This is a genomic window from Pseudolabrys sp. (assembly GCF_050250095.1).
Taxonomy (GTDB): Bacteria; Pseudomonadota; Alphaproteobacteria; order Rhizobiales; family Xanthobacteraceae; genus Pseudolabrys.
Map to the genome: position 1 here is coordinate 954,307 of NZ_JBFWPH010000001.1, position 25,656 is coordinate 979,962.

Genomic DNA, 25,656 nt, shown 5'->3' on the forward strand with positions numbered 1-25,656 from the left:
GGTTACTCTCCGCCCGGCCGCAAAACATGCGGTTCGGCCCGTAACAGCGACACAAATCCCGCTCCCGGACCGTCTTTTTGGACGGGGGATGCCAATTCAGCGTCGTTGTGGGGGCGCGGCAGAGCTCAAACTCACCCGCACCGGATAAACGCAACGCTATGAGGACTCGTCTCACACGTCAAGCTGTAGTCGGTATCCCTGAATCAAATACTAACTGTTGTGGCTAAGTCGGAAAGTTCAGGGTCCGGCGACGCGTTTGACCCGGTCAGTATTGGGCGATCCGGCGGCAGCGGAAAGCCTTTTTCTCCAGGGTGGGACTTAGGTTCTTTTTCCTCGCCCTGTGACAGCAAAATGACCGCAAAACCGGGATTTACGCGCCGTCCACGGCAAAAATACCTAAGGCCGGCGACGGGGATAAGACTTGGACAAGCGGCGCAAAACGCCGCCGCCGGTCCGTGATTCTCGCAATGCCGCCAGCCGGTTAGCGGTCATGCTCCGAAACCGCGGAAATCGGCGGGCGCTCGCCCGGCCTGTGAATCCGGGACTTTTGCGAAGGTGCTGCGAAATCAGCGCAAAACGTCGAGTTGCAGCGTCTCGAGCGTGGCGCGGCCGGCCGGCGCCTCGATTTTCTTTGTGGAATCGCCCGCCGCCGGAGCCGCCAGCGGCATCGCGGCGCCGCCGGCGACATAAAGCCGGTCGCCGATCAGCCCGGTGGCGATGCCGCGTCGCGCGGCCGGGAGGGTGGCGAGGGCGCGCCATGCGTTGGTTTCAGGCTCGTAGCTGGCGACGGCATCGGACGCGCTGACGGTGCCTCTGGCGTCGGTCGTCTCGCCGCCGGCGATGACGATGCGGTTGCGCCAGCTGGCGACGCCCATCGCGCTGCGCGGCGCGGGCATTTTCGCCAGAGGACGGCTCCACAGATCGCGCGCCGGGTCGTAGCCCTCGACGACATCGGTATCGCTGGCGTCCTCGGCGAAGGCGGACGCGATGCGCCCGCCGATGACGTAGATCTTGCCGGCGACGACTGCGACGGCGGCCTGCGCGCGCGGCGTCGGCAGGGCCGTGCGCACGCGCCACGAATTGGCCTTCGGATCGTATTCCTCGACCGCGCCGACGATGGCGTGGCGGCGCTTCGCCTCGATCGCGGTGTCCTTGGTATCGGGCTGCGTCGTCGCGCCGCCGATCACGAAAATCTTGCCGTCGACGACGGCCGCCGAAGCCGCGCCGCGCTTGCCTCCCGGCATCGGTGCGAGCGCGGTCCACTCGTCGCTCGCCGGATCGTAGCGCCACGCGGTATCGACCGGCTGCCACGCATTGGCGCCGTTGTCGGGATATTTGAACCCGCCGAACAGGTAGATCCTGTCGCCATAGGCGGCGACCGCGAAGCGATGCAGGTTGACCGGCATCGGCTTTTTCTTCGTCCAGCTGTCGGTGGCCGCGTCGTATTCGAAGGCGAGGCCGCTCGGACGGATGCCGTCGAGACCGCCGAACAGATAAAGCTTGCCGTTGACGGCGACGCCGGCGAGGTCGGTCGCCGGCTGCGGCAGCGGCGCGAGCGTCACCCACGGTTTGTCCGCGGTCGGTTTTTCCGCAGGCGTTTTTTCGTCGAGCGGCTTTTCCGCCGCCTTGCCGGGAGCGGGCGTCTCCGGTTTTTGCGCCTCGGCAGGCTTTGGCGCTTCCGCGGGCTTGGTTGCTTCCGGAGGCTTTTGCGCTTCAGCAGGATTGGGCGCTTTGGACGGCGTTGCTTGCGCGGGCTTGTCGGCCTGCGCTGGTTGGGCGCGAAGCGGTGCGCCAAGCGGCAGGCTCGCGGCCGCGACAAGCACGGCGGCGAACAGGTGCAGCGGGAGGGGGAAGGGTCGGCCGGTCATTGCGGGGCACACGATAATCGGCGTCCGCCGTATTCGGCAACGCACCTCCTGCCTTTGGTCGTGTTTTCTTCACGCGAACCGGTGCCCACTTCGCTTGAAAACGCTCCCGGGTGGCGGCTGGACTTTCAGGACGCAGGGTGGCAGAACGCGGCGATCCCAGTCCCGCATGTCGGCCGCCCGGCGGCACCCGCGATGAAAACCTTCCTGCTCAAGATCTTCACCTGGTGGAATGGCCAGACCTTCGGAACGCAGTTCTGGACCTGGCTGTATGGCGAGTTCGTCGGCGAAGACGAATTCGGCAACCGCTATTTCCGCACCAAGGGCGGCAAGGTGGACAAGACGCTCGGCTTCGAGCGGCGCTGGGTGATCTATCCGGGCTATGCCGAGGCTTCGACCATCCCGCCGTCCTGGCACGGCTGGATTCATCACACGGTCGATACGCCGCCGACGCAGGAAAACTACGCCGGCCGGTCCTGGCAGAAGCCGCACCGGCCGAACATGACCGGCACGGCGCAGGCCTACCGCCCGAGCGGCTCGACGCTCGCCACGGGACGGCGGCCGAAGGCGACCGGCGACTATCAGGCTTGGACTCCCGACCGGTGATTTCCGGCCGCTGAACGCTCCGTTTGACGCCCGATCGGCGGCTGGACGGCGGCTTTATCCCTGTCGCCCTTTCCCCGCCGTATTCGCCATGTTAACCGGACGGCGCTGAAATGACGGACGGCCAATGGCGGACAGCTTTTGCCGTTCAGGGACGCGTCCTCACAGGACCACTTTGTTGCGCCGAACAATCCAGTCCGTGACCGTTGTGCTGGCCGCCTGTGCGGTTGCGCCGGCTTTGGTCGGTCCGGCCTCGGCACAGTTTTTCGACCGCATTTTCCGCGACGAGCCGCCGCGGCCGCCCGCCGACGTGCGCAACGCGCCGCCGCCGCCGCAACAGCAGCCGGTGCAGCGCCCGCCGGCCGACGCGCAGCGGCCGACTTTCCAGTCGTTGCGGCCACCGGCGCAACGCGCGCCATCGGAATGGCAGAACCCCGATCTGCTGCCGGAGAACCAGCAGCAACAGGGGCAGGGCCAACAGTTTCCGGGCCAGCAATTTCCGGGGCAGCAGCCGCCGCAGGGCCAGCAGTTTCCTTCAAGTGCGCAGCCGGGCGGCGTGCAGTCGCAGCCGCTCGCGCCGCCGCCGGGCGCCGCCGCGCCGCAGGGGCAGCAGCCGCTGCGCGGCTCGCAGGATGCCGGACTGCCGCCGGCGCAAGGCCAGCCGCAACCGGGCCAGGCCCAGCCTGGCCAGCCGCAGCCGGGTCAGTTGCCGGGCGAGGACACGCAGCCGAACGACGAGATCGTCGTGCGGCCGCCCGAGCAGAAGATCGAAAATCCCAAGGCGGTGTTCACCGGCCTCGACAAGATCACCGGCCGCACCATCACCTTCGACGTCGCGATCAACGAGACGGTGCAGTTCGGCGCGCTGCAGGTGACGCCGCGCGTCTGCTACACGCGGCCGCCGACCGAGGCGCCGAACACCGACTCCTTCGTCAAGGTCGACGAGGTGACGTTGCAGGGTGACGTGAAGCAGATCTTTTCCGGCTGGATGTTCGCGGCAAGCCCCGGCCTCAACGCGGTCGAGCATCCAATCTACGACGTCTGGCTGATCGACTGCAAAGGTGGCGGCGCGGCAACCGCCTCGGCCGAAACCGACGACAAGAGCCAGAAGACCGATGGCGGCAAGACGCAGGCCGTGCCGGTGCCGCCGCGCCAGCCGCAACGGCGCAGCAGCGCGCCGCAGCAGCCGGGCTTCATGCCGGCGCTGCGTTAGTTTCTTATCGCGACAGCAAAGCGAGCGCCTCGCGACCGGCGACCGGCCGGTCGGTCGCGAGCGCCGCGAAATCGGCGTCGCGCGCGAGCGCGGCATCGAGCAGCTTGTGATAGCGAGTGCGCTCGATCTCCACCGCGCCGAACGTGGCGAGATGCGCGGTGACGAACTGGGTGTCGAGCAGCGTATAGCCGCCGGCCACGAGCCGCGCGACGAGATGGACGAGCGCGATCTTCGAGGCGTCGCGCGCGCGGTGAAACATGCTTTCGCCGAAAAACGCGCCGGCGAGCGACACGCCGTACAGCCCGCCGACAAGGCGCTCGCCGTCATAGACCTCGACGGTGTGGCAGTGGCCGATGTCGAACAGCTGGCGGTAGAGCGCGCGGATGCGCGCATTGATCCAGGTGCGGTCGCGGCCTGTCGCGGCCTGCGCGCAACCGTCGATCACGGCGTCGAAATCGCGGTCGACATGGACCGTGAAGGACGTCGTGCGCACGGTGCGGGCGAGGCGTGCCGGCACATGAAAGCCGTCGAGCGGGAAGATGCCGCGCCGTTCCGGATCGACCCAGTACAGCGTCGGGTCGTCGGCGCTTTCCGCCATCGGAAAAATGCCGCAGGCATAGGCCTTGAGCAGCACGTCCGGGGTGATCCTGACCGAGGGCGTATCGCGGTTCGCCATGCGCCGAGTGTAGAGCAGGAGCGCGTGTCGCTCAAAATGCGACGCGCAGGCCGCCCTGGATCAGGCCGGTGCGGGCGCTGTCGCTGGTGAAGGTGCCCTGCGTGGCGACATAGGCGACCGTCGAGCCGGTGACCTGGAAATCGACGCCGAAGCCGCCATAGAGGCCGAACACGGTGTCGTCGCCGGGCATCGCGAAGCTGAGCGGCGTGCCGATCAGCACGGTGTCGACGGTCTTGCCGCCGATGCGCTCGGCCGCGAGCGCGCCGGCGGTCCAGGTCGTGCGGAACCCCGCGCCGTGGTAGGTGAGGGCAAGCTCGGCGCGCTGCTCGAGATTGTGCGTGGTACGGCCGGAGACGGAGAGCGTCTGCGTCGAGCCGGTCTCGTCATAGCCGCCGAAATGACCGGCGAGATAGCACAGCCGCGCCGTCGGCGTGAGCGTGTAATTGCCGCCGAGCGGCATGACGACGCCATAGGCGATTTCCGGACTGACGAACCAGCCGTTGTAGTCGGCCGTCGCGCTTTCATAGCCGCTCGCCGCCGTGTTCGAGGCGACGAGACGGCGGGAGTCGTTGGACGTGCGGCCGGCTGACACCATCACATCGAGGAACGGCGCGCCGAAGGCATTGGTGTTGAAGGTCTTGCGGCCATAGACGCCGGCGAACAGCGCGTCGGTCTTGACCGTCTGCGAGTCGCGATCGACGCTGAGCCGGGCGTGGCCGGCGCCGACGAAGGCGCCGAGCCGCAGGTCGGCGGCGACCATCCTGTCGAGGCCGATCATGCCGCCATAGCTCGTGGTGTCGGCGGCGAGCAGCGCGCCGTCGGCGTTCTGGTGGCGCGCGGCGGCGAAACCGCGCGACCACACGCCGAAGCCGCTCGCGCGGTCGTAGCTCGCCGCGTTGGCGATGCGGCCCTCGTTGGCGTAGGCGAGCGCCGGGATATGGGCGAAGGCGTCGTTCGCTTCGGCGGCGACGGGGCTCGCGGCGGCGAAGGCGGCCGCGCTGGCGGCGGGACCGACGCCGAGGCGGCCGCCGAGCACGTTGGAGAGCGCATTGGTGAAATCGAGCAGGGTGCGGTCGGCATAGGCGAAGCTGGTCGGATCGAGCGTGGCGATCTGATCGCCGGACACGACGCCGATGGTACCGTTGGAGAAGATGATCGTCGCGCCGGCAAGGCCGCCGCAACCGCACGAGCCGAAGTTCAACAGGCTGCCGACATCGCCGCCGGTGGCGATGTTCACCGTGGTGCTGGAGCCGAGAACGATCGGACCGATGATGCGCGAGCCGGGAAGCAGATTGAGGGTGAGGAGGTCGCCGGGCGCCCCGAACGACGCGATCGCGGCCCAGCCTGAGCCGCCCCTGATCGTGCCGGAATTGGTCAGCGTGCCGGGGCCGAGGAAGAACACGCCGTAGCGGTCGACCGAGATGGTGCCGCTGTTGACGACGCTGCCTTGCGTCATCACCACGCCGTTCTGACCGGTAATCGTGCCGGAATTGATGACGGCGCCGATGTTGTTGATGTTGATGCCGACGATGCCGCCGAAGATCGTGCCGGCATTGACGACGGTTGCGTCCGTGTTGGCGAAGATGCCGTAGGTCCCGCCGCGGATCGTGCCGCTCGCGGTGTTGTTGATCGAGATGGCGCCGTTCGCGTCGATGCCGGCATTGCCCTGGCCGTCGATGAGGCCCGAATTGTTGACGATGTTGTTGCTGTCGAGACGCAGGCCGTCATTGCTGCCGGCGACCGACGCGCCGGGCAGCACGTTAATGGTGAGACCGGACTGCGAACCGTCGCCGAAACCTTCGGGCGGGCTCTGCTCGAATGTCGTGCCGCTACAGGTGACGGTGGTGCCGCTGGTGTCGCAGGCGGCGAGCGCGGGAACCGGACCCGTCACGACGGCCGGAACGGAAACGATCAATACCGCGCCGAACCACACAGCCGCCGGTAGCCCGGACCATGAACCAAGACGCCGACGCACCGAATAACCCCGTCCAAACGCGACCTAAACGCGCCCCAAACGCGCCCATTGCCCCGTTGCGCCGAGCCGCGCTGCCCCAACCGGTTATTTCGGGCTTCGCATGCGTACAGGATCGTTCGCGGCCGGACGCTTGCGCCCGGCGGTGCAATTATAGGGACGGCCAAAGCGCGCCCATAGTCTCAGGACGTGCAGTCAGACATAAAATTACGGAAAAGATGAACGTCAGGCGCGTCCGCGGCGCTGTTGCCCGCATGTCGCGAGGGATATCGGATGCCGCCCGTCAGGCCGAAATCTCGATCAAAATTATGCAGTTAGTAACCAAGGGCGGACGGAATTTTCGCTAAATATTGAACGATCGGCGATTGGGCGCGTTGTTCTTGCGAGTGAAAATGAACAACCGTTCAATGAGGCCCGGTCATGGAACCCAGGCAGCACGTTCATGTACTCGTCGTCGAGGACGAGTTCCTGTTGAGCGACATGATCTGCGACGCGCTCCGCGATGACGGATTTGCGGTCGCCGCCGCGCGGAACGCGGACGAGGCGCTCGACCATGTCGAGAGCGGCAAACAGGTCGATGTGGTGTTCACCGACGTCAATCTCGACGACGGGATGGACGGCGCGACGCTGGCGCGGGTGCTGCGCGCGCGCCGGCCGGAACTGCCGATCGTCTATTCCTCCGGGCTCATGACCGAGTCGAGCCTGCGGCCGATGGTGTCGCGCTCGATGTTCATTCCCAAACCCTATCGGCCGGGCGAGGTCAGCGCGTTGCTGCGTCGCATGACGGAAGGCATGTAACTCCGTCTACGGAGTGAAGGTGACGGTGATCCGCGTTCCCTTGTGATCGGGATCGCGCGCGATCACGCCGTTGATCTTCTGCGCCATCGCCTTGACGATGCGGGTTCCCAATCCCGAATGGGCCGTGCCGCCGGCGTCGTCGTCGGAGCCGACGCCGTCATCCTCGACGGTCACCGCGATCTGATTGTCCTCGGCCTTCTTCAAGCTGACGCGGATCGGACCGCTGCCGCCGGGATAGGCGTATTTCATCGCATTGACGACAAGCTCGTTGACGATCATGCCGACCGACACCGCGAGATCGGGGCGGGATACGACGTCGTCGGCGGTCACCGACAGCGTGGCGATCTCCGAACTCTCCGACGACTTGCGCAGATCGTCGACGACCTGCGTGACATAGCTGGTCAGATCGATTTCCTGGACGTTTTCCGCCGAGTGCAGCCGGCGATGCAGCTCTCCGACCGCATGCACGCGGTTGATCGCGTCGCCGAGCGCTGACTTGATCTCTTCCTGGGAGGTCGCGTTGCGCTGAAGCATGAGAAGCGACGCGATGAGCTGCAGGCTGTTGCCGACGCGATGGTTGACCTCGCCCAGCAGCATCGCACGCTCGGCGGCGAGCGCCTCGAAACGGTCGCGCTGGTCGCGCAGCTCCGCTTCGGCGGTTTCCTTGTCGCGCTGCAGGCGCATCGCATTGACGGCGGTCTGCATGGCGTTCATCAGCAGCGCGATGAACTCGCCCTGGATGTCCTTGACGACATAGTCGAAGGCGCCGGCCTTGAGCGCCTTGACGGCGAGGCTGAAGTCCTGCGCGCCGGTGACGAAGATAACCGGCGGATGGTTCGGCATCTTGTGAATTTCGGTCAGCGCGGCCATGCCGTCCATCGTCGGCATGTAGTTGTCGAGCGCCACGGCGTCGAACTCGCCGCCGTTCGTCAGCAAGGCGAGGCCGGCCACGGCGTCGTTGGCGCAGACCACCTCGACGCCGAGGCGCTCGAGCGATTTCTGCACCAGCGTGCAGATGCCCTGATCGTCGTCGATATAGAGGATGCGTTTCGGCATGGACGAAGGTTAGGTTGGAACCTGAATGACGGAGAAAAACAGACCAAGCTGGCGGATCGCCTGCGCGAAGTTTTCGTAGTCGACCGGTTTGGTGATGTAGACGTTGCAGCCGAGATCGTAGCAACGCTGGATTTCCTGCGCGTCGTCGGTGGTGGTCAGGACCACGACGGGGACGCGCTTGAGAACGTCGTTGCCCTTGACGCGCTTGAGAATGTCGATGCCCGTCATGTCGGGCAGATTGAGGTCGAGCAGGATCAGCAGCGCGCGCGACTTGCTGACCTTGGCCGAACCATCGGCGCCGAACATATAATTGACCGCGTCGGTTCCGTTGGTGAACGGAATGATTTCATTGGTGACGCCGGCGCGGCGGATGTTCTTTTCGATGAGACGAGCGTGGCCTTCGTCATCCTCGATCATGACGATGCTGACTGGCTGGCTTCCGGTCATGCCGCTTTCCTTTCTCCGCGTGTGCCGAAGCGTTTCGGCAGAGTGACTGTGAAGATGCTGCCCCGGCCGGGTTCCGAGCTGACGCCCATGTAGCCGCCGAGACGGCGGACGAGGGCGCGGACATGGGCGAGGCCGATGCCTTCGCCCGGCACGTCCTGCGTACCGGCGCGGCGGAACAGGTCGAAAATGCGCTGATGATCCGCTGCATCGATGCCGCGGCCATTGTCGCGGACCTCATAGGTGACGAGGCTCGTAGTTTCCTGGCCGTTGATCTCGATCCGGCCGGGCGTGTCCGGCCGCAGATATTTGAGCGCGTTGTCGACGAGGTTGGAGAACACCTGCTCGAGCGCCAGCCGGTCGCTTTCGACCGGCGGCAGCTCGCCGATATTGATGGTCGTTCCTTTGACGGCAGCCTGATGGCTCAGGGTCTGCTCGATATTCTCGATCAGCGCCTTCATGTCGATGCGTTCCGGCGTAAATTCGCGCCGGCCTTCGCGCGACAGCCGCAGGATCGCGTTGATGAGGCGGTCCATCTTGGCGATCGACGCCTTGATGAAACCGAGCGCCTCGTCGAACTCCTTGCTGACGACGTCGATATTGTGAGCCGTGGTGTTTTCGACCGTGTCCTCGGCGGTGCCGGCCTGTGCGGCGCGAGCCTGGCGGGCGACCTGAAGCTCCTCGAGGATATCGTTGCGCAGGCCTTCAAGCTCCTTGGTGAAGCCCATGACGTTGACGAGCGGCGAGCGCAGGTCGTGGCTGACGATATAGGCGAACCGCTGGATCTCCTCGTTGGCCTCGGTGAGGTCGGAGGTGCGATGGCTGATGATGGTTTCGAGATTGGCGTTGGTCGATTCCAGCTCCGTCATGGCGCGGAGCCGGGCGCGGTTGGTGCGCTGGACGAGAATGATGGAGAGGCTTCCGATCAGCAGGATCAGGACGATGCCGGCGAGCAGAATAAGCAGGAGGCTGCGGCTGGTCGCCTGCGAGGCGGAGGTTCGCGCGTCGAGGACGGCGCCTTCCGCCTCGATGAGTTGCTGGGCGCTCGTGCGTAATGATCGCATCAGATTGCGGCCGCGATTGGTCAGCACGAGATTGCGGGCATCCTCGCGGCGGCCGGCGTCGACCAGCGCGATGGCTTCATCAAGCTCGTCGAACTTGGCGTCCACCACCTTGTCGACCTCGGCCAGTTGCGCGACGCGCGCGGGATTATCCTTGCTCTCCGCCACGAGCTTTTCCAGAAGGCGCCGGGCCTCGGTCTCCGCCAGCCGGTATTCCTCCAGATAGCCACGGTCATTGGTGATGATGTAGCCGCGCTCGCCGGACTCCGCGCGCCGGATGGTCAACAGGAGGTTGGCCAGCATGCTTTGCACGGACAGCGACTCCGTGACCCGCTGCGAATCCGTCTGAAAGCGTTCCGCCAGATTGGCGGCGATGACGCCGATCCCGATCAGGATCAGGAACGCGACGCTCAGGAGCGCAGGCTGCCAGTAGCGTTCAAGAGCGCGGGTAAGGGAAACCATCCGGCAATCGATAGGTGCTGCGTTGACAACAGAATAGCCTCAAATAACGCGTGAATGCGGAAAAGGTTCCGCGAAAAAGCGTCGATTTTTGGCTTTTTAGGTCGGAAACCCGACTTATTCGGTGCCGCCGCCGCGGGCGAGATACTGCTCGAGCCAGTGGATGTGATAGTCGCCGTTGATGATGTCGGCCTCGCGAGCCAAGGCCCGGAACAGCGGGGCGGTGGTCTCGATGCCGTCCACCACCAGCTCGTCGAGGGCGCGCTTGAGCCGCATCAGGCATTCGGTGCGGGTCTTGCCGTGGACGATCAGCTTGCCGACCAGCGAGTCGTAATAGGGCGGGATCGTGTATCCCTGATAGACCGCGCTATCGATGCGCACGCCGAGCCCGCCGGAGGGGTGATAGTGGCGGATCTTGCCGGGCGAGGGGCGGAACGACACCGGGTTTTCCGCATTGATGCGGCATTCGATGGCGTGGCCACGAAAGCTGATATCGCTCTGCTTGAGCGTGAGCGCCTGTCCGGCGGCGACGCGGATCTGCTCGAAGATCAGGTCGATGTCGGTGATCGCCTCGGTCACCGGGTGCTCGACCTGGATGCGGGTGTTCATTTCGATGAAATAGAACTCGCCATCCTCGTAAAGAAACTCGACGGTGCCGACGCCCTCATAGGACAGTTCGCGCATCGCCTTGGCGACGACTTCGCCGATCTTGTCGCGCTGCTGGGTGTTGAGCGCCGGCGAGGGGCTTTCTTCCCAGACCTTCTGGTGGCGGCGCTGCAGCGAGCAGTCGCGCTCGCCGAGATGGACCGCGTTGCCGCGACCGTCGCCGAGCACCTGAATTTCGATGTGGCGCGGCTTCTGCAGATACTTTTCGAGATAAACCGCATCGTCGCCGAATGCGGCCTTGGCTTCGGCGCGCGCGGTCGACAGCGCGCTTGAGAGTTCCTCGGCGCTTTTCGCGACCTTCATGCCGCGTCCGCCGCCGCCGGCAGCCGCCTTCACCAGCACCGGAAAGCCGATCTCTTTGGCGATCTTCATCGCTTCGGTGTCGGAGGTGACGCCGCCTTCGGAGCCGGGCACGACCGGGATGCCGAGGCGCTTCGCGGTGCGCTTCGCCTCGATCTTGTCGCCCATCACGCGGATATGCTCGGCCTTGGGGCCGATGAACTTGATCTTGTGCTCTTCGAGAATTTCGGCAAAGCGCGCGTTCTCGGACAGGAATCCGTAGCCCGGATGCAGCGCGTCGGCGCCGGTAATCTCGCAGGCTGCGAGGATCGCCGGCACGTTGAGGTAGCTGTCCTTCGCCGCCGGCGGGCCGATGCAGACGCTTTCGTCGGCAAAGCGCACATGCATCGCCTCGGCGTCGGCGGTCGAGTGCACGGCGACCGTCGGAATGCCGAGTTCCTTGCAGGCGCGCAGCACCCGCATGGCGATCTCGCCGCGATTGGCGATCAGGATCTTGTCGAACATCTCAGTTTTCCGTCATGCCCCGCGAAGGCGGGGCATCCAGTATCCCGAGGTCAATCTGTATGCCGCGCATTCGACTTCGCATTTCGTTTACTGGATCGTCCGGTCAAGCCGGACGATGACAACCGGAGGCTATTCGATAATCACGAGCGGCTCGCCGAACTCGACCGGCTGGCCATCCTCGAACAGGACTTGCACCACGGTGCCGGAGCGCGGCGCCGGGATCTGGTTCATGGTCTTCATCGCCTCGACGATGAGCAGCGTGTCGCCCGCCTTCACCTTGCTGCCGACCTCGATGAACGGGCGCGCGCCGGGCTCGGACGATGCATAGGCGGTGCCGACCATCGGGGAGACGACAAGGCCCGGATGCTTGACCGGGTCGGTGGTGGCGGGGGCAGGCGCCGCCTGCGGCACCGGCGGGGCGGCGAGCGGGGCCGCCGCGACGACGCCGGACTGGCGCGCGACGCGGACGCGGTGGTCGTCCTGCTCGATCTCGATTTCGGTCAGGCCGGTCTCGTCGAGAAGCTTGGTCAGCTCCTTGATGAGATCGTGATCGACCGTGATGGATTTCGGAGACTTTGCCATATGCCCTGTCTTGTGCGTCGCTTCGTCCTGATGATTACTTTTTGCCGCGCGCGATGAGGCCGGCCATGCCGGCGATCGCCTGTTCGTAGCTGCCCGGACCGAGGCCGCAGATCACCGCGGTCGCGACGCGCGACACCAGCGAGTGATGACGGAACTCCTCGCGGGCGTGAATGTTGGTCAGATGAATCTCGATGATCGGCAGTTGTACCGCCAGCAGCGCATCGAGGATCGCGACCGACGTGGTCGTGTAGCCGGCCGGGTTGAGGATGATGCCGACGGCTCCCTTGGCCTTCGCTTCCTGGATCCAGTCGACCAGTTCGCCTTCGTGGTTCGACTGGCGGAACACGATCTCGAAGTCATGCGCCTTGGCGGCGGCGCGGCAGAGCGCCTCGATCTCGGCGAGGCTCAGACGGCCGTACTTCTCCGGCTCGCGCGTGCCGAGCAGGTTCAGGTTGGGACCGTTGAGGATATAGAGTGTCGAGGCCAAAGGGGGTGCGCCCTGGGTGCGTGCCGAAATTGCCGGAAATTCCGTACCGGCCGCTTTATAGGTGCCCTGACGGCTGAGGGAAAGTCCAAAGCGGGATAGCTTTTCTTGGAAAGGCCATCCCGCTTTGGATTTTGCTTGCGCATGATCTTGCCCGAAAACCGGTCCCCACTTTTCGGGACCATGCGCTAGACTGCCGCGGTGGTTTCGGCCGCCCAGTCGACGACATCCCTGAGCGCGGTTAACCGGCGTTTGCCGGCGGCGATGGCCGTCTTGTAGGTGGCGATCTGGTGGTCGGCGCTCGCGCCCTCGCGCACCAGCGTGCGCAACCGCGCGGCCTGCGATTCGCAGCGCAACGCCTCGATGTCCGGCGCGACCGTCGCGAGAACGGCTTCGAGCCATTCGGCTCCGGTCATGGCCTGCCGTTCCATCGGGTCGACGAAGCTCGCGGCAAGGCCGTAGCGCTGCGCGCGCCATTTGTTCTCCGCGGTGATGGCGCGGCCGACACGATCGAAGCCGGCATTGCGGTTGCGGTCGCGGTCGAGCGCGCGCACCAGGCAGCGGAACAGGGCGGCGATCGCGACGCCGTCGTCGAGCCGCGTGCAACTGTCGGCGACGCGAAGCTCAATGGTCGGAAACTTGAGCGAGGGACGCATCGCCCACCAGATGTAACTGGCGTCCGGGATGACGCCGGCGCCGGACAGCGCCGCGATGTAGTCCTGATAGTCCATTTCGGTGCGGAACAGCTCCGGCAGTCCGGTGCGCGGCAACTCGTCATAGGCGGCGAGGCGATAGGCGTGCAGGCCGGTGAAGTGACCCTGCCAGAACGGCGACGACCCCGACAGCGCAAGCAGCAGCGGCAGATAGGGCGTGAGCCGCATCATCAGATTGATGCGCGCGGAAACGTCCGGCACTTCGATATGGACATGAAGACCGCAGAGCATGTTGCGGTAACCGATCATCTGGAGGTCGTCCATGATGGCGTCGTAACGCGGCTTCTGCGTCACGGTCATTTCCGGCCAGAACGCGAGCGGGAAGGTTCCCGTCGCGGCGAGGCCGTAGCCGTGCTCCTTCGCGATGGCCGCGATCGTGCGCCGGTATTGGGCAAGGTGCGCGCGCGCATCCGGCATGGTCTCGCATGGCGGCGTCGCCACCTCGATCTGCGATTGCAGCATCTCGCGGGAGACGCGCTCGCCGAGCGCTTTCTTGGCGGCGGCGTGAAAACGCCTGCTCATTCGCCTGACGGCGCGGCGGGTGCGCGCGTCGAACACGAAAAATTCTTCCTCGATGCCGAATGAAAATGCGTGCAAGGACAGCTCCGTCGCTGGCGGGGCCAAAGCAAAAAAGAAAGCGGTTCAACCAAAAACAGCGGATCAATAAGCAAGTCTGACGCAAAACCCGCAGCCGGTCGACAACGGGGACCGGTCACGGGATGCTGCAACGTCTGTGAGATAGGCGGGCTTTGTGGCGGCGATCTGGCGCGAAGCCGGCTTTTACCGGGACGGCCGCCGGAAACAAAAACGCCGGCGGTTGCCCGCCGGCGCGATTTCTTATTGTGCGGACGCTAACAGCGCACTTAGCAACTTGCCTTGCCGCAGCGCGCGGTGTTGATCTTTTCCTTCAGCGCCGCGAGGCCGACCGCGCCGACAACGACCTGGTCGCCGACCACATAGCTCGGCGTGCCGTTGAGGCCGAGCGCCTGGCTCAGGATCGCGCTTTCCTTCAGCACCTCCATCACGGCAGGGCCGTCCATGTCCTTCTCGATGCGGCCGACATCCATGCCGATCTCCTTGGCGACGCTCAGCGCGCGCGCCTTGTCGGCCTGACCGCGGCCGCCGAGCAGCTTGGTGTGGAACTCGAGATATTTCTTGCCGCTCTTGTCCTGCAGATGGACGGCGGCGGCGACCTTGGCGGCCTCGACGGAGCCGGGACCGAGCACCGGAAATTCCTTGAGCACGACCTTCAGCTTCGGATCGGATTTCAGCAGCGCGAGCATGTCGGCCATCGCATGCTTGCAGTAGCCGCAGTTGTAATCGAAGAACTCGACCATCGTGACGTCGCCGTTCGGATTGCCGAGCACGACCTGACGCGGCGAAGCGAACAGCATCGGCGCGTGATCCTTCACCGCCGACTTGTGCTTCTCGGCTTCGGCGGCGGCCTGCCGCTTCTCCAGCTCCTGATAGGCCTCCTGCAGCACGTCGGGGTGCTTGACGAGGTACTCGCGCACGATGCGGCCGATCTCGTCGCGCTGGGCGGGCGAGAAGCTGTCGGCGGCAGCCGCCGGAGCGAGCGTCGCGCCCAAAAGCGCGACGGCGAGGGCGGTGCGTCGGAGGGTGGCGATCATGCGATCAATCCTGTGATGGGCCGGGTGACATCCGGCCATTGGAGCATGGAGCGGTTAATTAATGCGGTTGCGGGCGGCTTGGCATGCGGACGGTGGCGATGTCGTCGGCGCGGACCCAGGCGGGCGTGCCGACCTTGAGGCGGGTCTTGGCGCGCGCGGCGAGCTGACGCGCGGTGGTGTAGTCGCCGCGGGCGAAGGCGGCCTGCGCGGACGCGAGGTCGGCATGGGCGATGTCGCCCTTGCGGCCATAGGCCATCGCGAGTTGCGAATAGGCTTCCGGCGACTCGGTGTCGCGCGCGACGGCGCGCGACAGCAGGCCGATCGCCTCGTCGGCGTGGCGCGGATCGTTGGTCGCAACCAGCGCCTGACCGAGCATGATGTTGATGAGCGTCGGCTCGGGCGCGAGCTGCGCGGCCTTGCGCAGCGCGGGGATCGCCTGCAGCGGGTGGCCGCCTTCCATCAGCGCCTGTCCCTTCAACTCGTAGAAATAGGGATCGTTCGGCCGCGCCTGAATGAGCGCGTCGATCTGCGCGATGGCGACGCGCAGATCGGCGTGGCGATAGGTGGCGATCGCGCGGGCATAGCGCGCGGGCAGGCTCTGGTCGCTCATCGGATAGCGGCGCGCGATGGTGCCGCCGCGGTCGAGAAAGCCGTAGAGCTTGGCGCGCATCAGATCGTGGCGCAGCTGCAGCTCGGGGGAGTCTTTCTTGTTCCAGTAGGGCGAGGTCTTGGCGAGACCTTCGAGAACTTCGACGCGGTCCGCCGGCATCGGATGCGATTGCAGATAGGGATTGGCGTAGCGCGTCTGGAACATCATCTGGTCGCTGAGGCGCTTGAAGGTGTCGTACATGCCCTTCGGCGACTGGCCGGTGGCATTGAGGAACTTCACCGCGGCCTTGTCGGCCTGTTCTTCCTGGCCGCGCTGATAGGACAACAGCGAGCGGCGGATGGCTTCCTGCGGCGCGAGGATCGCCGCGCCGGCATTGCCGCTCGAGCCGCGCGCCTGCGAGGCCGCGACCATCGCGCCGACGCCAAGCAACAGGCCGATGATCGAGGCGGTCTGCGCATGCGCGAGTTGCTCGCGCATCCGCGACAGATGGCCGCCGGCGATGTGGCCGGTCTCGTGGGCGAGCACGCCGATGATCTCGTTCGGCGTCTGCGCCTGCATCAACGCGCCGGCGTTGACGAAGATGCGCCGCGCGTCGACGACGAAGGCGTTGAACGAGCCGTCATTGACGATGACGACCTGGATGTTCTGCTGCGTGAGGCCGGCGACGCGCAGCAGCGGCCGCATGTAGTCGCGCAGCAACTGCTCGGTCTCCGCGTCGCGGATGGTCGGCACGCCCTGCGCGCGCGCCGGGGCGGGCAGGCTCGCGCTCGCGAGCGCGGCGGCGGTGACGAGCGCAACGGCGCGGCCCGTGAGTGTGGCGCGGGAGGTGCGGAGGATCGTGGCGGCTCTCGTGGTCATGGCTCGGGAGTTTCGGTGCCTTTGCCGGCGCTTGCGCCGCAACCTAGTAACGCGGTGGAGAGGGGTCAACGCGGGTGCGGGGCGGCGGCCTTCAATCTTTTTTGTGCGCTTTCCGGCGCGCCTTGCCCCGTCTCGGCCCCTGTTTTCGCTTCGCATCGGCGGGATGTGGCCGCGCAAATTTCGTGTAAATAGAGCGCCAGAAAGCCGCCCGATTGCGGCATCAGCGGGGCGGCGAACCGGCCGCCGGGGACCGAATTCATGCTCGAGCGGGCGAAATCACTGCTGACGGCGTCGAAGCGCAGCGACGTACCGCCATTCATTGTCATGGACGTGATGGCGGCGGCGGCGCGACTCGAGGCCGCGGGTCATCGGGTGATTCACATGGAGGTCGGGCAGCCCGCAGCGGCTGCGCCGCAGATCGCGATTCGCGCCGCGCAGGCCGCGCTCGCGCAAGGGCGCATCGGCTATACCGAAACGCTCGGCATTCCGGCGCTGCGCGCGCGCATCGCGCAGCACTACCGCGACACCTACGATGTCGATCTCGATCCGGCGCGCGTCGTCGCGACGACCGGCTCGTCGGGGGCCTTCATCCTGTCGTTCCTCGCGCTGTTCGAGCCCGGCGACCGCGTCGCGCTGGCCAATCCCGGTTATCCGCCGTACCGGCATATCCTCACCGCGCTCGGCTGCGAGCCGGTGCTGATCGAAACCTCCGCCGAGACGCGCTGGGCGCTGACCGGCGAGACGCTGATCGCCGCGCATCGCAAGACGCCGATCAAGGGCGTCGTGGTGGCAAGCCCGGCCAATCCGACCGGCACCATGATGGACAAGGCGGCGCTGTCGGCGCTGATCGCGACCGCGGAAGCCGAAGGCATCCGCGTCATCTCCGACGAGATCTATCACGGGCTCGATTACGCCTTTCCGGCGGTGACGGCGGCGGCGCTGTCGCCCAACGCGACGATCATCAATTCATTCTCCAAATATTTCTGCATGACCGGCTGGCGCGTCGGCTGGCTGGTGATGCCCGACGATCTGGTGCGTCCGGTCGAACGGCTGCACGGCAATCTCGCCATCTCGGTGCCGACGCTGGCGCAGATCGCGGGCGCTGCCGCGTTCGACGGCCGCGACGAGATGGAGCGCGTGAAGGCGGGCTATGTCGAGAACCGCCGCATCCTGACCGAAGGATTGCCGCGCGCCGGGCTGGACCGGTTCCTGCCGGTCGACGGCGCGTTCTATCTCTACGCCAACATCGCGAAATTCTCCGACGACAGCTATGACTTCGCGAAGCGCATGCTGGCCGAGGCGCATGTCGCCGCGACGCCGGGGATCGATTTCGATCCGATCGACGGCAAGCATTTCATCCGCTTCTGCTACGCAGGCTCGGCGGAAGAAATGACGGAAGCGGTCGAACGGATCGGCCGCTGGCTCAAGGGCTGAGGAAAGACGGCTGAACGCGCCGGTGTCCGGCGCGCGCCGCTATTTCTTGTCGTCGCTGATCGGCGCGGCGGCCGGAGCCGCGGCGCCTTGCGAGGCGCCTTGCGCAGGCCCCGTCGGGTCGTTCTTGCTCGACAGGCACTTCGTCATGAACGCCTTGCGCTTGGCGCCCGTCAGCTTCTGGTGGTCGGCGCCGAACTTGCAGGTGTCCTGCTTCTGCTTCGACGTCGCGGCGGAGGCCGGCATCGCGGCGAACGACGCCACTACAAGGCCCGCGAAGGCGGCGAAGGCGATCCGTTTCGTCATCGTCATCATGCGTCAGTCCTTTCCGCCCATCAGGCGACGGCCCCACCAGCCGCGTTTGGGTTGCGCGCTTTCGTCCGTCGAGCTGCTCGACACCACCGACCCCGTTTCGGATGAGGGCGAAGGCGCAGCCTCGGGAACGAAGCCGGCAGGCTCGCGGATGGTCGAGCGGCGGCGCGGCGTTTCTGTGGCAGGCGCTGCGTCCTCCGGCTCGGCGGCCGGCGGCGCGGCACGCGCTGCGCTGGGGGAGGGCGAGGCTTCGGGCTGGCCGATGCCGGGCTGCTCGTCGTGTGTTGCGTCGTCGAACGAAGGCGAGCGGCCGTTGCCGGCCTCGGCGGCCGCGGCCTCGTCGCTCTCGGTGTCGCCGAGATGCTGCTCGTCGCGCGGACCGTCGCCGTTGCGGCCCTGACGGTTGCGCCGTCCGCCACGGCGGCCACGACGCCGGCGTCGCCGTCCGTCGCCTTCGCCACGGCCTTCGCCGTTCGAAGCGCCGTCCGCTGCCGCATCCTGCGCGCCGTCGTCGCCCTGTTCGTCGGCGGCCGCGCCGCCTTCGCGATCCTCATGACCGACGGTGTGTTCGCCCGAGGCCTCCTGCGTGAAGGGCTGGCCTTCGCCGGCCGGCTCGCGATTGCGGTCGCCACGGTCGCCGCCCCGTCCGCGTCCGCCACGGCGCCGCCGCCGCCGCCGGCGCGTGCCATCGGCTTCGCCGCTGCCTTCGCCATCCTGGGCTTCGGCCTCGGCGACTTCGGCCATCGCCTCGTCGTCGGTCTCGGCGTATTCGGCGTCGGCGAGATCGGCCTCATCCTCCTCGATGACGGGGGCGGACGCGCCGGCCTGCGCGGCGATCGCGCGCGCGGCGTCGGGCGCATGAACCTGCTCGCCGCGGTCGATGACGAAGGACTGCAGCGCCGTCACGGTCGGATCGGCCGATACGGTGATGGCGATGCGGAAGCGCTCCTCCAGCCCGCGCAGATGCGCGCGCTTGTGGTTGAGCACATAGAGCGCGACCTCGGAGCGGGTGCGCACGACGAGATTGTGCGTCGCGCCTTTCATCAGTTGCTCTTCGATCGAGCGCAGCAGTTGCAGCGCGACCGAGGAGACCGAGCGGACGTGGCCGGAGCCGCCGCAGACCGGGCACTTGTCGGTCGAGCTTTCCAGCACCGAGGTGCGGATGCGCTGGCGCGACATTTCCAGCAGGCCGAAATGCGAGATGCGGCCGACCTGGATGCGGGCGCGGTCGTGTTTCAGCGCTTCTTTGAGTTTGCGCTCGACCGTGCGGTTGTTGCGGCCTTCATCCATGTCGATGAAGTCGATGACGATGAGGCCGGCGAGGTCGCGCAGGCGAAGCTGGCGGGCGATTTCCTCCGCGGCTTCCGCGTTGGTCTTGACCGCGGTGTCTTCGATATGGTGCTCGCGCGTCGCGCGGCCGGAGTTGACGTCGATCGCGACGAGGGCTTCCGCCTGGTTGATGACGATGTAGCCGCCCGAACGAAGCTGCACGGTCGGCGAGAACATCGCGTCGAGCTGGCTCTCGATGCCGAAGCGGGTGAAGACCGGCAGGTTGTCGCGGTAGAGCTTCACGTTCTTGGCATGGCTCGGCATGAGCATGCGCATGAACTCTTTGGCTTCGGTGTAACCCTGTTCGCCGGCGACGACGATCTCGTCGATGTCCTTGTTGTAGAGGTCGCGGATCGAGCGCTTGGTCAGCGAGCCTTCCTCGTAGACGAGGGTGGGGGCGGTCGACTTCAGCGTGAGATCGCGAACCTGCTCCCAGAGGCGGATCAGATATTCGAAGTCGCGCTTCACCTCGGTCTTGGTGCGGCTCGCGCCGGCGGTGCGCAGGATGACGCCCATGCCCTCCGGCACTTCCAGCTCCTGCGCGATTTCCTTCAGGCGGCCGCGATCTTCGGCGCTGGTGATCTTGCGCGAGATGCCGCCGCCGCGCGGCGTGTTCGGCATCAGCACCGAATAGCGGCCGGCGAGCGACAGGTAGGTGGTGAGCGCCGCGCCCTTGGTGCCGCGCTCTTCCTTGACGACCTGCACCAGCATGACCTGCCGGCGCTTGATGACTTCCTGGATCTTGTAGATGCGCGGGCGCACCCGCGGCGCGCGCTCGCGCACTTCCTCGAGCGCGTCGGCGCCGCCGACCGACTCGACATGCTCCTCGGCGGTCGCTTCGGCATGCTCGCCGTTGTCATGTTCGCCGTTGTCGTCGGTGTCGTCGTGATGCTCGTCACTCGCCGTCGCGGGCGTGTCATCGCCGGAAACCTCGGCGGTCTCGCCGTTGACCGGCGGTTCTTCGGTCGCGAGCGGGGCTTCGTCCGGCGCGGTCTCGGCCAGCGGCGCGCTGTCCTCGACAGCCGGTGCGCTGTCCTGCGCGGCCGGCGGCTCGTCGTGATGTGCGGCGGCCTCGACGGAGCGGTCGGAGGAGGGGATTTCCGCGGTGTCCGGCGCGAAGTCGGCGTTCTCCGGATAGGCCGGGGCTTCGGCGGCGTTTGCCTCGGGAGCGTGTTCGTCGCTGGCAACCGGCGCGCTCTGCACGGCGTCGCGGTTGCGGTCGGAGCGGCGCTCGCGGTGACGGCGATGGCGGCGGCGCTGCGCGCGGTCTTCCGCTTCATCGTCGGCGTCCTGCTGGGCGCGCTGTTCGGCTTCGATCAGCGCCTGACGGTCGGCGATCGGGATCTGGTAGTAGTCGGGATGGATTTCCGAGAACGCCAGGAAGCCGTGGCGGTTGCCGCCGTAATCGACGAAGGCCGCCTGCAAGGACGGCTCGACCCGCGTGACCTTGGCGAGATAGATGTTACCGCGAAGCTGCTTGCGGTTTGCGGACTCGAAGTCGAATTCCTCGACGCGATTGCCGCGCAACACCACGACCCGGGTCTCCTCCGGGTGGGTTGCGTCGATCAGCATTTTGTTGGCCATAGACAATTCTCACTGGGAGCGGTTCACCCGCGCGTCCGCGCGTCAACGTCGGCGCGATCTGGCGCGACGGGTTTCCGGTCCGATTGTGGTTGAAGGAATGGAGCGCGTGTCCGCGCACAAGTCTGGTGTCGCCGGGCGCGCGCGCATGCGCGGCGCGGGTTGCCCCGGTGAAACCGTCGAATTGTGCTCGCTGCGAGATCTGCAGCATGGGTCTTGCGATCCGTGGGCGGCGACGCGGACTTGGGGCGCGCGGCCGCAGTTTCAGGTCGCTTACCGGAGCCGGATGCGCAGGGCCTTTGCAGGTCAGGCGCAGAACCGGTAGTCCTTCACAAGGGGCGTCCCGTCGGGAAGCCGTCCGTCCGCCGGCCTCGATCAGGGCGGCGATCCGAAGTTAGGCTCGCGGGACGACCAAACGCGGCACAACCGGCGTTTGCTCCGTCAGCCCGATCTTCATAAGGCCGGACTCGCCGGTTCGGCAAGGAAAACTTGGATTTCAAACAAACACTGCCTCTTTTCGAGGCAAAGCAGGGCCCGTTAACCATACGGCTACCAATTCGGGTAGAATCGCCCCGTCCGGAGACCGGATTCGTGACGGTTATCGCCAGATTTGCCGCGAGATTTTACCGGCTTGCCGCGGGCGGCCTGATGCTGGCTTGCGCCGGTCTTTGGTCCGCGGCGGCCTTCGCCGCCGGCCCGTTTCCGGCCGCGACCGACGTGCGGCTTGGCGGCGACGACCAGCACACCCGCCTTGTCATCGACCTCACCGACAGGATCGACGTCGCCACCTTCACGCTCGCGGACCCGTACCGCGTGGTGATCGACCTGCCGCAGATCAACTTCCAGCTTCCCGCGCGGGCCGGCGACAAGGGCCGCGGCCTCATCAAGGCGTTTCGCTACGGCCTCATCATGCAGGGCGGCTCGCGCATCGTGATCGACGCCAAGGGGCCGGTGAAGGTCGAGAAGTCCTTCGTGCTCGCCGCGGCGGACGGCCAGCCGGCGCGGCTGGTGGTGGACCTTGCCGCGACCGATCGTGACAGCTTCATGCGGCACCTTTCGCTCGCCAGCCATGCGCCGCGGGTGCCGGCCAAGCCAAGCCTGCCGGCGGTCGATCCGGGCGATCCGCGGCCGCTGGTCGTGATCGATCCCGGCCACGGTGGCATCGACACCGGCGCCAAGGCGCCCGGCAATGGCGGCGATGAAAAGACCATGGTGCTGAACTTCGCGCTGGCGTTGCGCGACCATCTGGAAAAGTCCGGCAAATACCGGGTCGCGTTGACGCGCAGCGACGACACCTTCATTCCGCTCAACGAGCGGGTGCGCATAGCGCGGGCTTTGAAGGCGTCGCTGTTCGTCTCGATCCACGCCGACTATCTGCCGAAGGCGGAAGGCGAGGCGCAGGGCGCGACCGTCTATACGCTGTCGGAGAAGGCGTCCGACGCGGCGGCCGCGCGGCTCGCCGAAGCGGAGAACAAGGCCGACGTGATCGCCGGGCTCGATCTCACGCGCGAGCCGAACGACGTCGCCGACATCCTGATCGATCTCGCCCAGCGCGAGACCAAGAGCTTCTCGGTCCAGCTTGCGCGCAGTCTCGTCACCGAAATGAAGACGGCGACGCGGCTTCATGCCAATCCGGTCCGCTCGGCCGGCTTTATCGTGCTGCGCGCGCCGGACGTGCCCTCGGTGCTGATCGAACTCGGCTATGTCTCCTCCAAGGAAGACCTGCGCTCGCTGAAGTCCGAGGAGTGGCGCAACCGCACCGCCGCGGCGATGGCGCGGGCGATCGACACCTATTTCGTTCCCCGGCTGGCCGGGGGACGCCGCGCGGGAGGCGCGAATTGACGCGATCCGGCGTCTGCCGGGCGGCGCGCCAGCCTCAGTTTCAACATAAAACGGCGGGAAAAACGATTGGCGGTTAACCGATTTGCCCCACACTTTCTGGTGTTTTGCGGGAACGCGCGTTCGGGACTATGGCTTGACGCGCCGCGCCCGGGCCTGAGGGCGGCGGTGGTGGACTTCGGACTGGACTCTCGGCCAAAGAGACTGACATGAGGCTGATGCTGCGCTTTCTGGGCTTCTGTTTCGCCGCGGGGACGATCCTGTTCGTGATCGGCGTCGCGGCGGCGGCCGGCCTGATGTGGCACTTCTCCAAGGATCTGCCGGACTATTCGCAGTTGCAGGACTACGAACCGCCGGTGACGACGCGCGTGCACGCCTCCGACGGCGCGCTGCTCGCCGAATATGCGCGCGAGCGCCGGCTCTATATTCCAATCCAAGCGGTGCCCGAGCTCGTCATCCACGCCTTCCTCGCGGCGGAAGACAAGAACTTCTACGAGCACGGCGGCCTCGACTTCACCGGCATCGCGCGCGCTGCGTTGAGCTATGTCCAGAACCTCGGCAGCAACCGCCGTCCGCAGGGCGCTTCGACGATCACGCAGCAGGTCGCCAAGAACTTCCTGTTGACCAACGAGGTGTCGTTCAACCGCAAGATCAAGGAAGCGCTGCTGGCGCTGAAGATCGAGCGCACCTATTCGAAGGACAAGATCCTCGAGCTCTATCTCAACGAGATCTATCTCGGCCTCGGCGCCTATGGCATCGCCTCGGCCTCGCTCGGCTATTTCGACAAGTCGGTGCACGAGCTGACGATTGCGGACGCGGCCTATCTCGCCGCGCTGCCGAAAGCGCCGAACAACTACCACCCGTTCCGCCAGCGCGAGCGCGCGATCGAGCGTCGCAACTGGGTGATCGATCAGATGGTCGCTGACGGTTTCATCAAGAAGGCGGACGGCGACAAGGCCAAGCGCCAGCCGCTCAATGTCGCGCAGCGCGCGCTCGGCACCAAGACCTTCCAGGCCGAATACTTCACCGAGGAAGTGCGCCGCGAAATCTACGAGCGCTACGGCGAGAAGAAGCTCTATGAAGGCGGGCTGTCGGTGCGCACCACGCTCGATCCGAAGCTTCAGGTGCTGGCCCGCAAGACGCTGACCGAGGGCCTCGTGCGTTACGACGAGGCGAACGGCTGGCGCGGCCCGGTGCAGCAGATCGACATCGCTGGCGACTGGGGCGTCAAGCTCGCCGACATCAAGGCGCTCAACGACGTCGCGCCGTGGCAACTCGCCGTGGTGCTGGAGACCGGCGACAAGTCCGCGCGCGTCGGCCTGCAGCCCGAGCGCGAGCCGGGCGGGGCGGTGAGCAAGGAGCGCCCGGTCGGCATCATTCCGTTCGACGAGATGAAGTGGGCGAAGGTCGAGCGCAAGGCGCCGAAGAAAGTCAGCGACGTCCTGAAGCCGGGCGACGTGATCTATGTCGAGCCGGCCAAGACCGCGGGTCAGTTCCGCCTGCATCAGGTGCCGGAAGTCTCCGGCGCGCTGGTCGCGATGGACCCGACCACGGGCCGCGTGCTGGCGATGGTCGGCGGCTTCTCCTACGACCAGAGCCAGTTCAACCGCGCGACGCAGGCGCTGCGCCAGCCGGGCTCCTCATTCAAGCCGTTCGTCTACGCGACCGCGCTCGACAACGGCTACACGCCGTCCTCGCTGGTGCTCGACGCGCCGATCGAGATCGATCAGGGCGCCGGCGTCGGCGTGTGGCGGCCGGAAAACTATGAAGGCAAATTCTACGGTCCTTCGACGCTGCGCTTCGGCATCGAACATTCGCGCAACGTGATGACGGTGCGGCTCGCGCAGGATGTCGGCATGCCGATGATCGCGGCCTATGCCAAGCGCTTCGGCGTCTATGACGAATTGCCGCCTTATCTGTCGTTCTCGCTCGGCGCGGGCGAGACGACGCTGACGCGCATGGTTTCGGCCTATTCGATGTTCGACAATGGCGGCCGCCGCGTGAAGCCGACGCTGATCGACCGCATCCAGGACCGCTACGGCCACACCATCTACAAGCACGACGAGCGCGAATGTCAGGGCTGCTCGGCGCCGAAATGGGCGGACCAGCCGGAGCCGACACTGATCGACCGCCGCGAGCAGGTGATCGATCCGATGACGGCCTATCAGATCACCTCGATGATGGAAGGCGTCGTCCTGCGCGGCACCGCGACGATCGTGCGCTCGGTCGACCGGCCGGTCGCCGGCAAGACCGGCACGACCAACGACAACAAGGACGCCTGGTTCATCGGCTTCACGCCGGACATCGTGGTCGGCGTCTACATGGGCTACGACAAGCCGCGGCACCTGTCCTATCCGGGCGGCGCGACCGGCGGACATCTCTCTGCGCCGGTGGTGCGCGACTTCATCAAGGCGGCGCTGGCCGACAAGCCGCCGGTGCCGTTCCGCGTGCCGCCCGGCATCAAGCTGATCCGTGTCGACGCCAAGACCGGCGCGCGCGCCGGACCCGGCACGCAGAAGGTCATCCTCGAAGCCTTCAAGCCGGCGACCGCGCCGCCCGACGGCTATTCGCAGATCGGCTTCGGCGATGCCGGCGGCGCTTACGGCGGACAGGTGCCGGCGGAAGCCGGGCGCGCGGTGCGCTCGGGCACCGGCGGACTTTACTAGCGA

20 protein-coding genes are annotated in these 25,656 nt (G+C 66.4%); 6 read left to right on the top strand and 14 right to left on the bottom strand.

Translation table 11 applies throughout. The features are described 5' to 3' along the window. Positions 1-566: 566 nt before the first annotated feature. On the bottom strand, positions 567-1,868 hold the full coding sequence (locus AB7F10_RS04720) for a kelch repeat-containing protein (protein WP_428557429.1): 1,302 nt from the start codon (positions 1,866-1,868) through the stop codon (positions 567-569). 192 nt (positions 1,869-2,060) lie between these two features. Between AB7F10_RS04720 and AB7F10_RS04725 the strand changes: the two genes are divergently transcribed. Together AB7F10_RS04725 and AB7F10_RS04730 are read left to right on the top strand one after the other, a co-directional pair. Beyond that, on the top strand, positions 2,061-2,471 hold the full coding sequence (locus AB7F10_RS04725) for an NADH:ubiquinone oxidoreductase subunit NDUFA12 (RefSeq protein ID WP_428557428.1): 411 nt from the start codon (positions 2,061-2,063) through the stop codon (positions 2,469-2,471). A 196-nt stretch (positions 2,472-2,667) separates the two neighbouring features. Next, positions 2,668-3,681 (top strand): DUF2155 domain-containing protein, encoded by a 1,014-nt coding sequence (locus AB7F10_RS04730; RefSeq protein ID WP_428557427.1) that lies wholly within the window; start codon positions 2,668-2,670, stop codon positions 3,679-3,681. A 4-nt stretch (positions 3,682-3,685) separates the two neighbouring features. On the opposite strand, the gene aat is transcribed toward AB7F10_RS04730, so the two are convergent. Next, on the bottom strand, positions 3,686-4,357 hold the full coding sequence (gene aat, locus AB7F10_RS04735; RefSeq protein WP_428557426.1) for a leucyl/phenylalanyl-tRNA--protein transferase: 672 nt from the start codon (positions 4,355-4,357) through the stop codon (positions 3,686-3,688). A gap of 31 nt (positions 4,358-4,388) precedes the next feature. Continuing rightward, positions 4,389-6,272 carry an autotransporter outer membrane beta-barrel domain-containing protein gene (locus AB7F10_RS04740; RefSeq protein WP_428557425.1) on the bottom strand — a complete coding sequence of 628 codons (1,884 nt, stop codon included), beginning with the start codon at positions 6,270-6,272 and terminating at the stop codon, positions 4,389-4,391. A 477-nt stretch (positions 6,273-6,749) separates the two neighbouring features. Here AB7F10_RS04740 and AB7F10_RS04745 point away from each other — a divergent pair, with 477 nt between their 5' ends. Beyond that, entirely contained in the window at positions 6,750-7,127 is a 378-nt protein-coding gene (locus AB7F10_RS04745) for a response regulator (RefSeq protein WP_428557424.1), read from the top strand. Between the two features lie 6 nt (positions 7,128-7,133). Here the strand turns inward: AB7F10_RS04745 and AB7F10_RS04750 are convergent, their stop codons facing one another. The 9 genes from AB7F10_RS04750 to AB7F10_RS04790 all read right to left on the bottom strand — a co-directional run bounded on the left by AB7F10_RS04750 (position 7,134) and on the right by AB7F10_RS04790 (position 16,495). Next, complete coding sequence (locus AB7F10_RS04750) at positions 7,134-8,183, bottom strand: sensor histidine kinase (protein ID WP_428557423.1); 1,050 nt, start codon at positions 8,181-8,183, stop codon at positions 7,134-7,136. A 9-nt stretch (positions 8,184-8,192) separates the two neighbouring features. Further along, positions 8,193-8,630: a response regulator gene (locus tag AB7F10_RS04755; RefSeq protein ID WP_428557422.1), complete on the bottom strand. Its 438-nt coding sequence runs from the start codon at positions 8,628-8,630 to the stop codon at positions 8,193-8,195. Beyond that, positions 8,627-10,150: a sensor histidine kinase gene (locus AB7F10_RS04760; protein ID WP_428557421.1), complete on the bottom strand. Its 1,524-nt coding sequence runs from the start codon at positions 10,148-10,150 to the stop codon at positions 8,627-8,629. Before AB7F10_RS04760 ends, AB7F10_RS04755 begins: the two co-directional genes overlap by 4 nt. 114 nt (positions 10,151-10,264) lie before the next feature. Further along, positions 10,265-11,617, bottom strand: coding sequence for an acetyl-CoA carboxylase biotin carboxylase subunit (accC, locus tag AB7F10_RS04765; RefSeq protein ID WP_428557420.1), 1,353 nt, complete (start codon positions 11,615-11,617; stop codon positions 10,265-10,267). Positions 11,618-11,746: 129 nt separating this feature from the next. Then, positions 11,747-12,199, bottom strand: a complete 453-nt coding sequence (accB, locus tag AB7F10_RS04770) for an acetyl-CoA carboxylase biotin carboxyl carrier protein (RefSeq protein ID WP_428557419.1) — start codon at positions 12,197-12,199, stop codon at positions 11,747-11,749. Positions 12,200-12,233: 34 nt separating this feature from the next. Continuing rightward, entirely contained in the window at positions 12,234-12,686 is a 453-nt protein-coding gene (gene aroQ, locus AB7F10_RS04775) for a type II 3-dehydroquinate dehydratase (RefSeq protein ID WP_428557418.1), read from the bottom strand. A gap of 185 nt (positions 12,687-12,871) precedes the next feature. Next, a complete protein-coding gene (locus AB7F10_RS04780; RefSeq protein WP_428558381.1) occupies positions 12,872-13,999 on the bottom strand; it encodes a carboxylate-amine ligase in 1,128 nt (375 codons plus the stop codon). Positions 14,000-14,259: 260 nt separating this feature from the next. Continuing rightward, entirely contained in the window at positions 14,260-15,024 is a 765-nt protein-coding gene (locus tag AB7F10_RS04785; RefSeq protein WP_428558380.1) for a DsbA family protein, read from the bottom strand. 61 nt (positions 15,025-15,085) lie between these two features. Continuing rightward, positions 15,086-16,495, bottom strand: a complete 1,410-nt coding sequence (locus AB7F10_RS04790; RefSeq protein ID WP_428557417.1) for a M48 family metalloprotease — start codon at positions 16,493-16,495, stop codon at positions 15,086-15,088. Between the two features lie 258 nt (positions 16,496-16,753). On the opposite strand from AB7F10_RS04790, the gene AB7F10_RS04795 reads away from it, so the two are divergent. Then, on the top strand, positions 16,754-17,929 hold the full coding sequence (locus tag AB7F10_RS04795; RefSeq protein ID WP_428557416.1) for a pyridoxal phosphate-dependent aminotransferase: 1,176 nt from the start codon (positions 16,754-16,756) through the stop codon (positions 17,927-17,929). Positions 17,930-17,968: 39 nt separating this feature from the next. Here the strand turns inward: AB7F10_RS04795 and AB7F10_RS04800 are convergent, their stop codons facing one another. Together AB7F10_RS04800 and AB7F10_RS04805 are read right to left on the bottom strand one after the other, a co-directional pair. After that, complete coding sequence (locus AB7F10_RS04800; protein WP_428557415.1) at positions 17,969-18,241, bottom strand: PsiF family protein; 273 nt, start codon at positions 18,239-18,241, stop codon at positions 17,969-17,971. A gap of 3 nt (positions 18,242-18,244) precedes the next feature. Next, positions 18,245-21,151, bottom strand: a complete 2,907-nt coding sequence (locus tag AB7F10_RS04805; protein ID WP_428587109.1) for an Rne/Rng family ribonuclease — start codon at positions 21,149-21,151, stop codon at positions 18,245-18,247. A 645-nt stretch (positions 21,152-21,796) separates the two neighbouring features. Here AB7F10_RS04805 and AB7F10_RS04810 point away from each other — a divergent pair. Further along, complete coding sequence (locus tag AB7F10_RS04810; RefSeq protein ID WP_428564980.1) at positions 21,797-22,990, top strand: N-acetylmuramoyl-L-alanine amidase; 1,194 nt, start codon at positions 21,797-21,799, stop codon at positions 22,988-22,990. A gap of 206 nt (positions 22,991-23,196) precedes the next feature. Next, positions 23,197-25,653, top strand: coding sequence for a penicillin-binding protein 1A (locus AB7F10_RS04815; protein WP_428564971.1), 2,457 nt, complete (start codon positions 23,197-23,199; stop codon positions 25,651-25,653). The last annotated feature ends 3 nt before the right edge of the window (positions 25,654-25,656 follow it).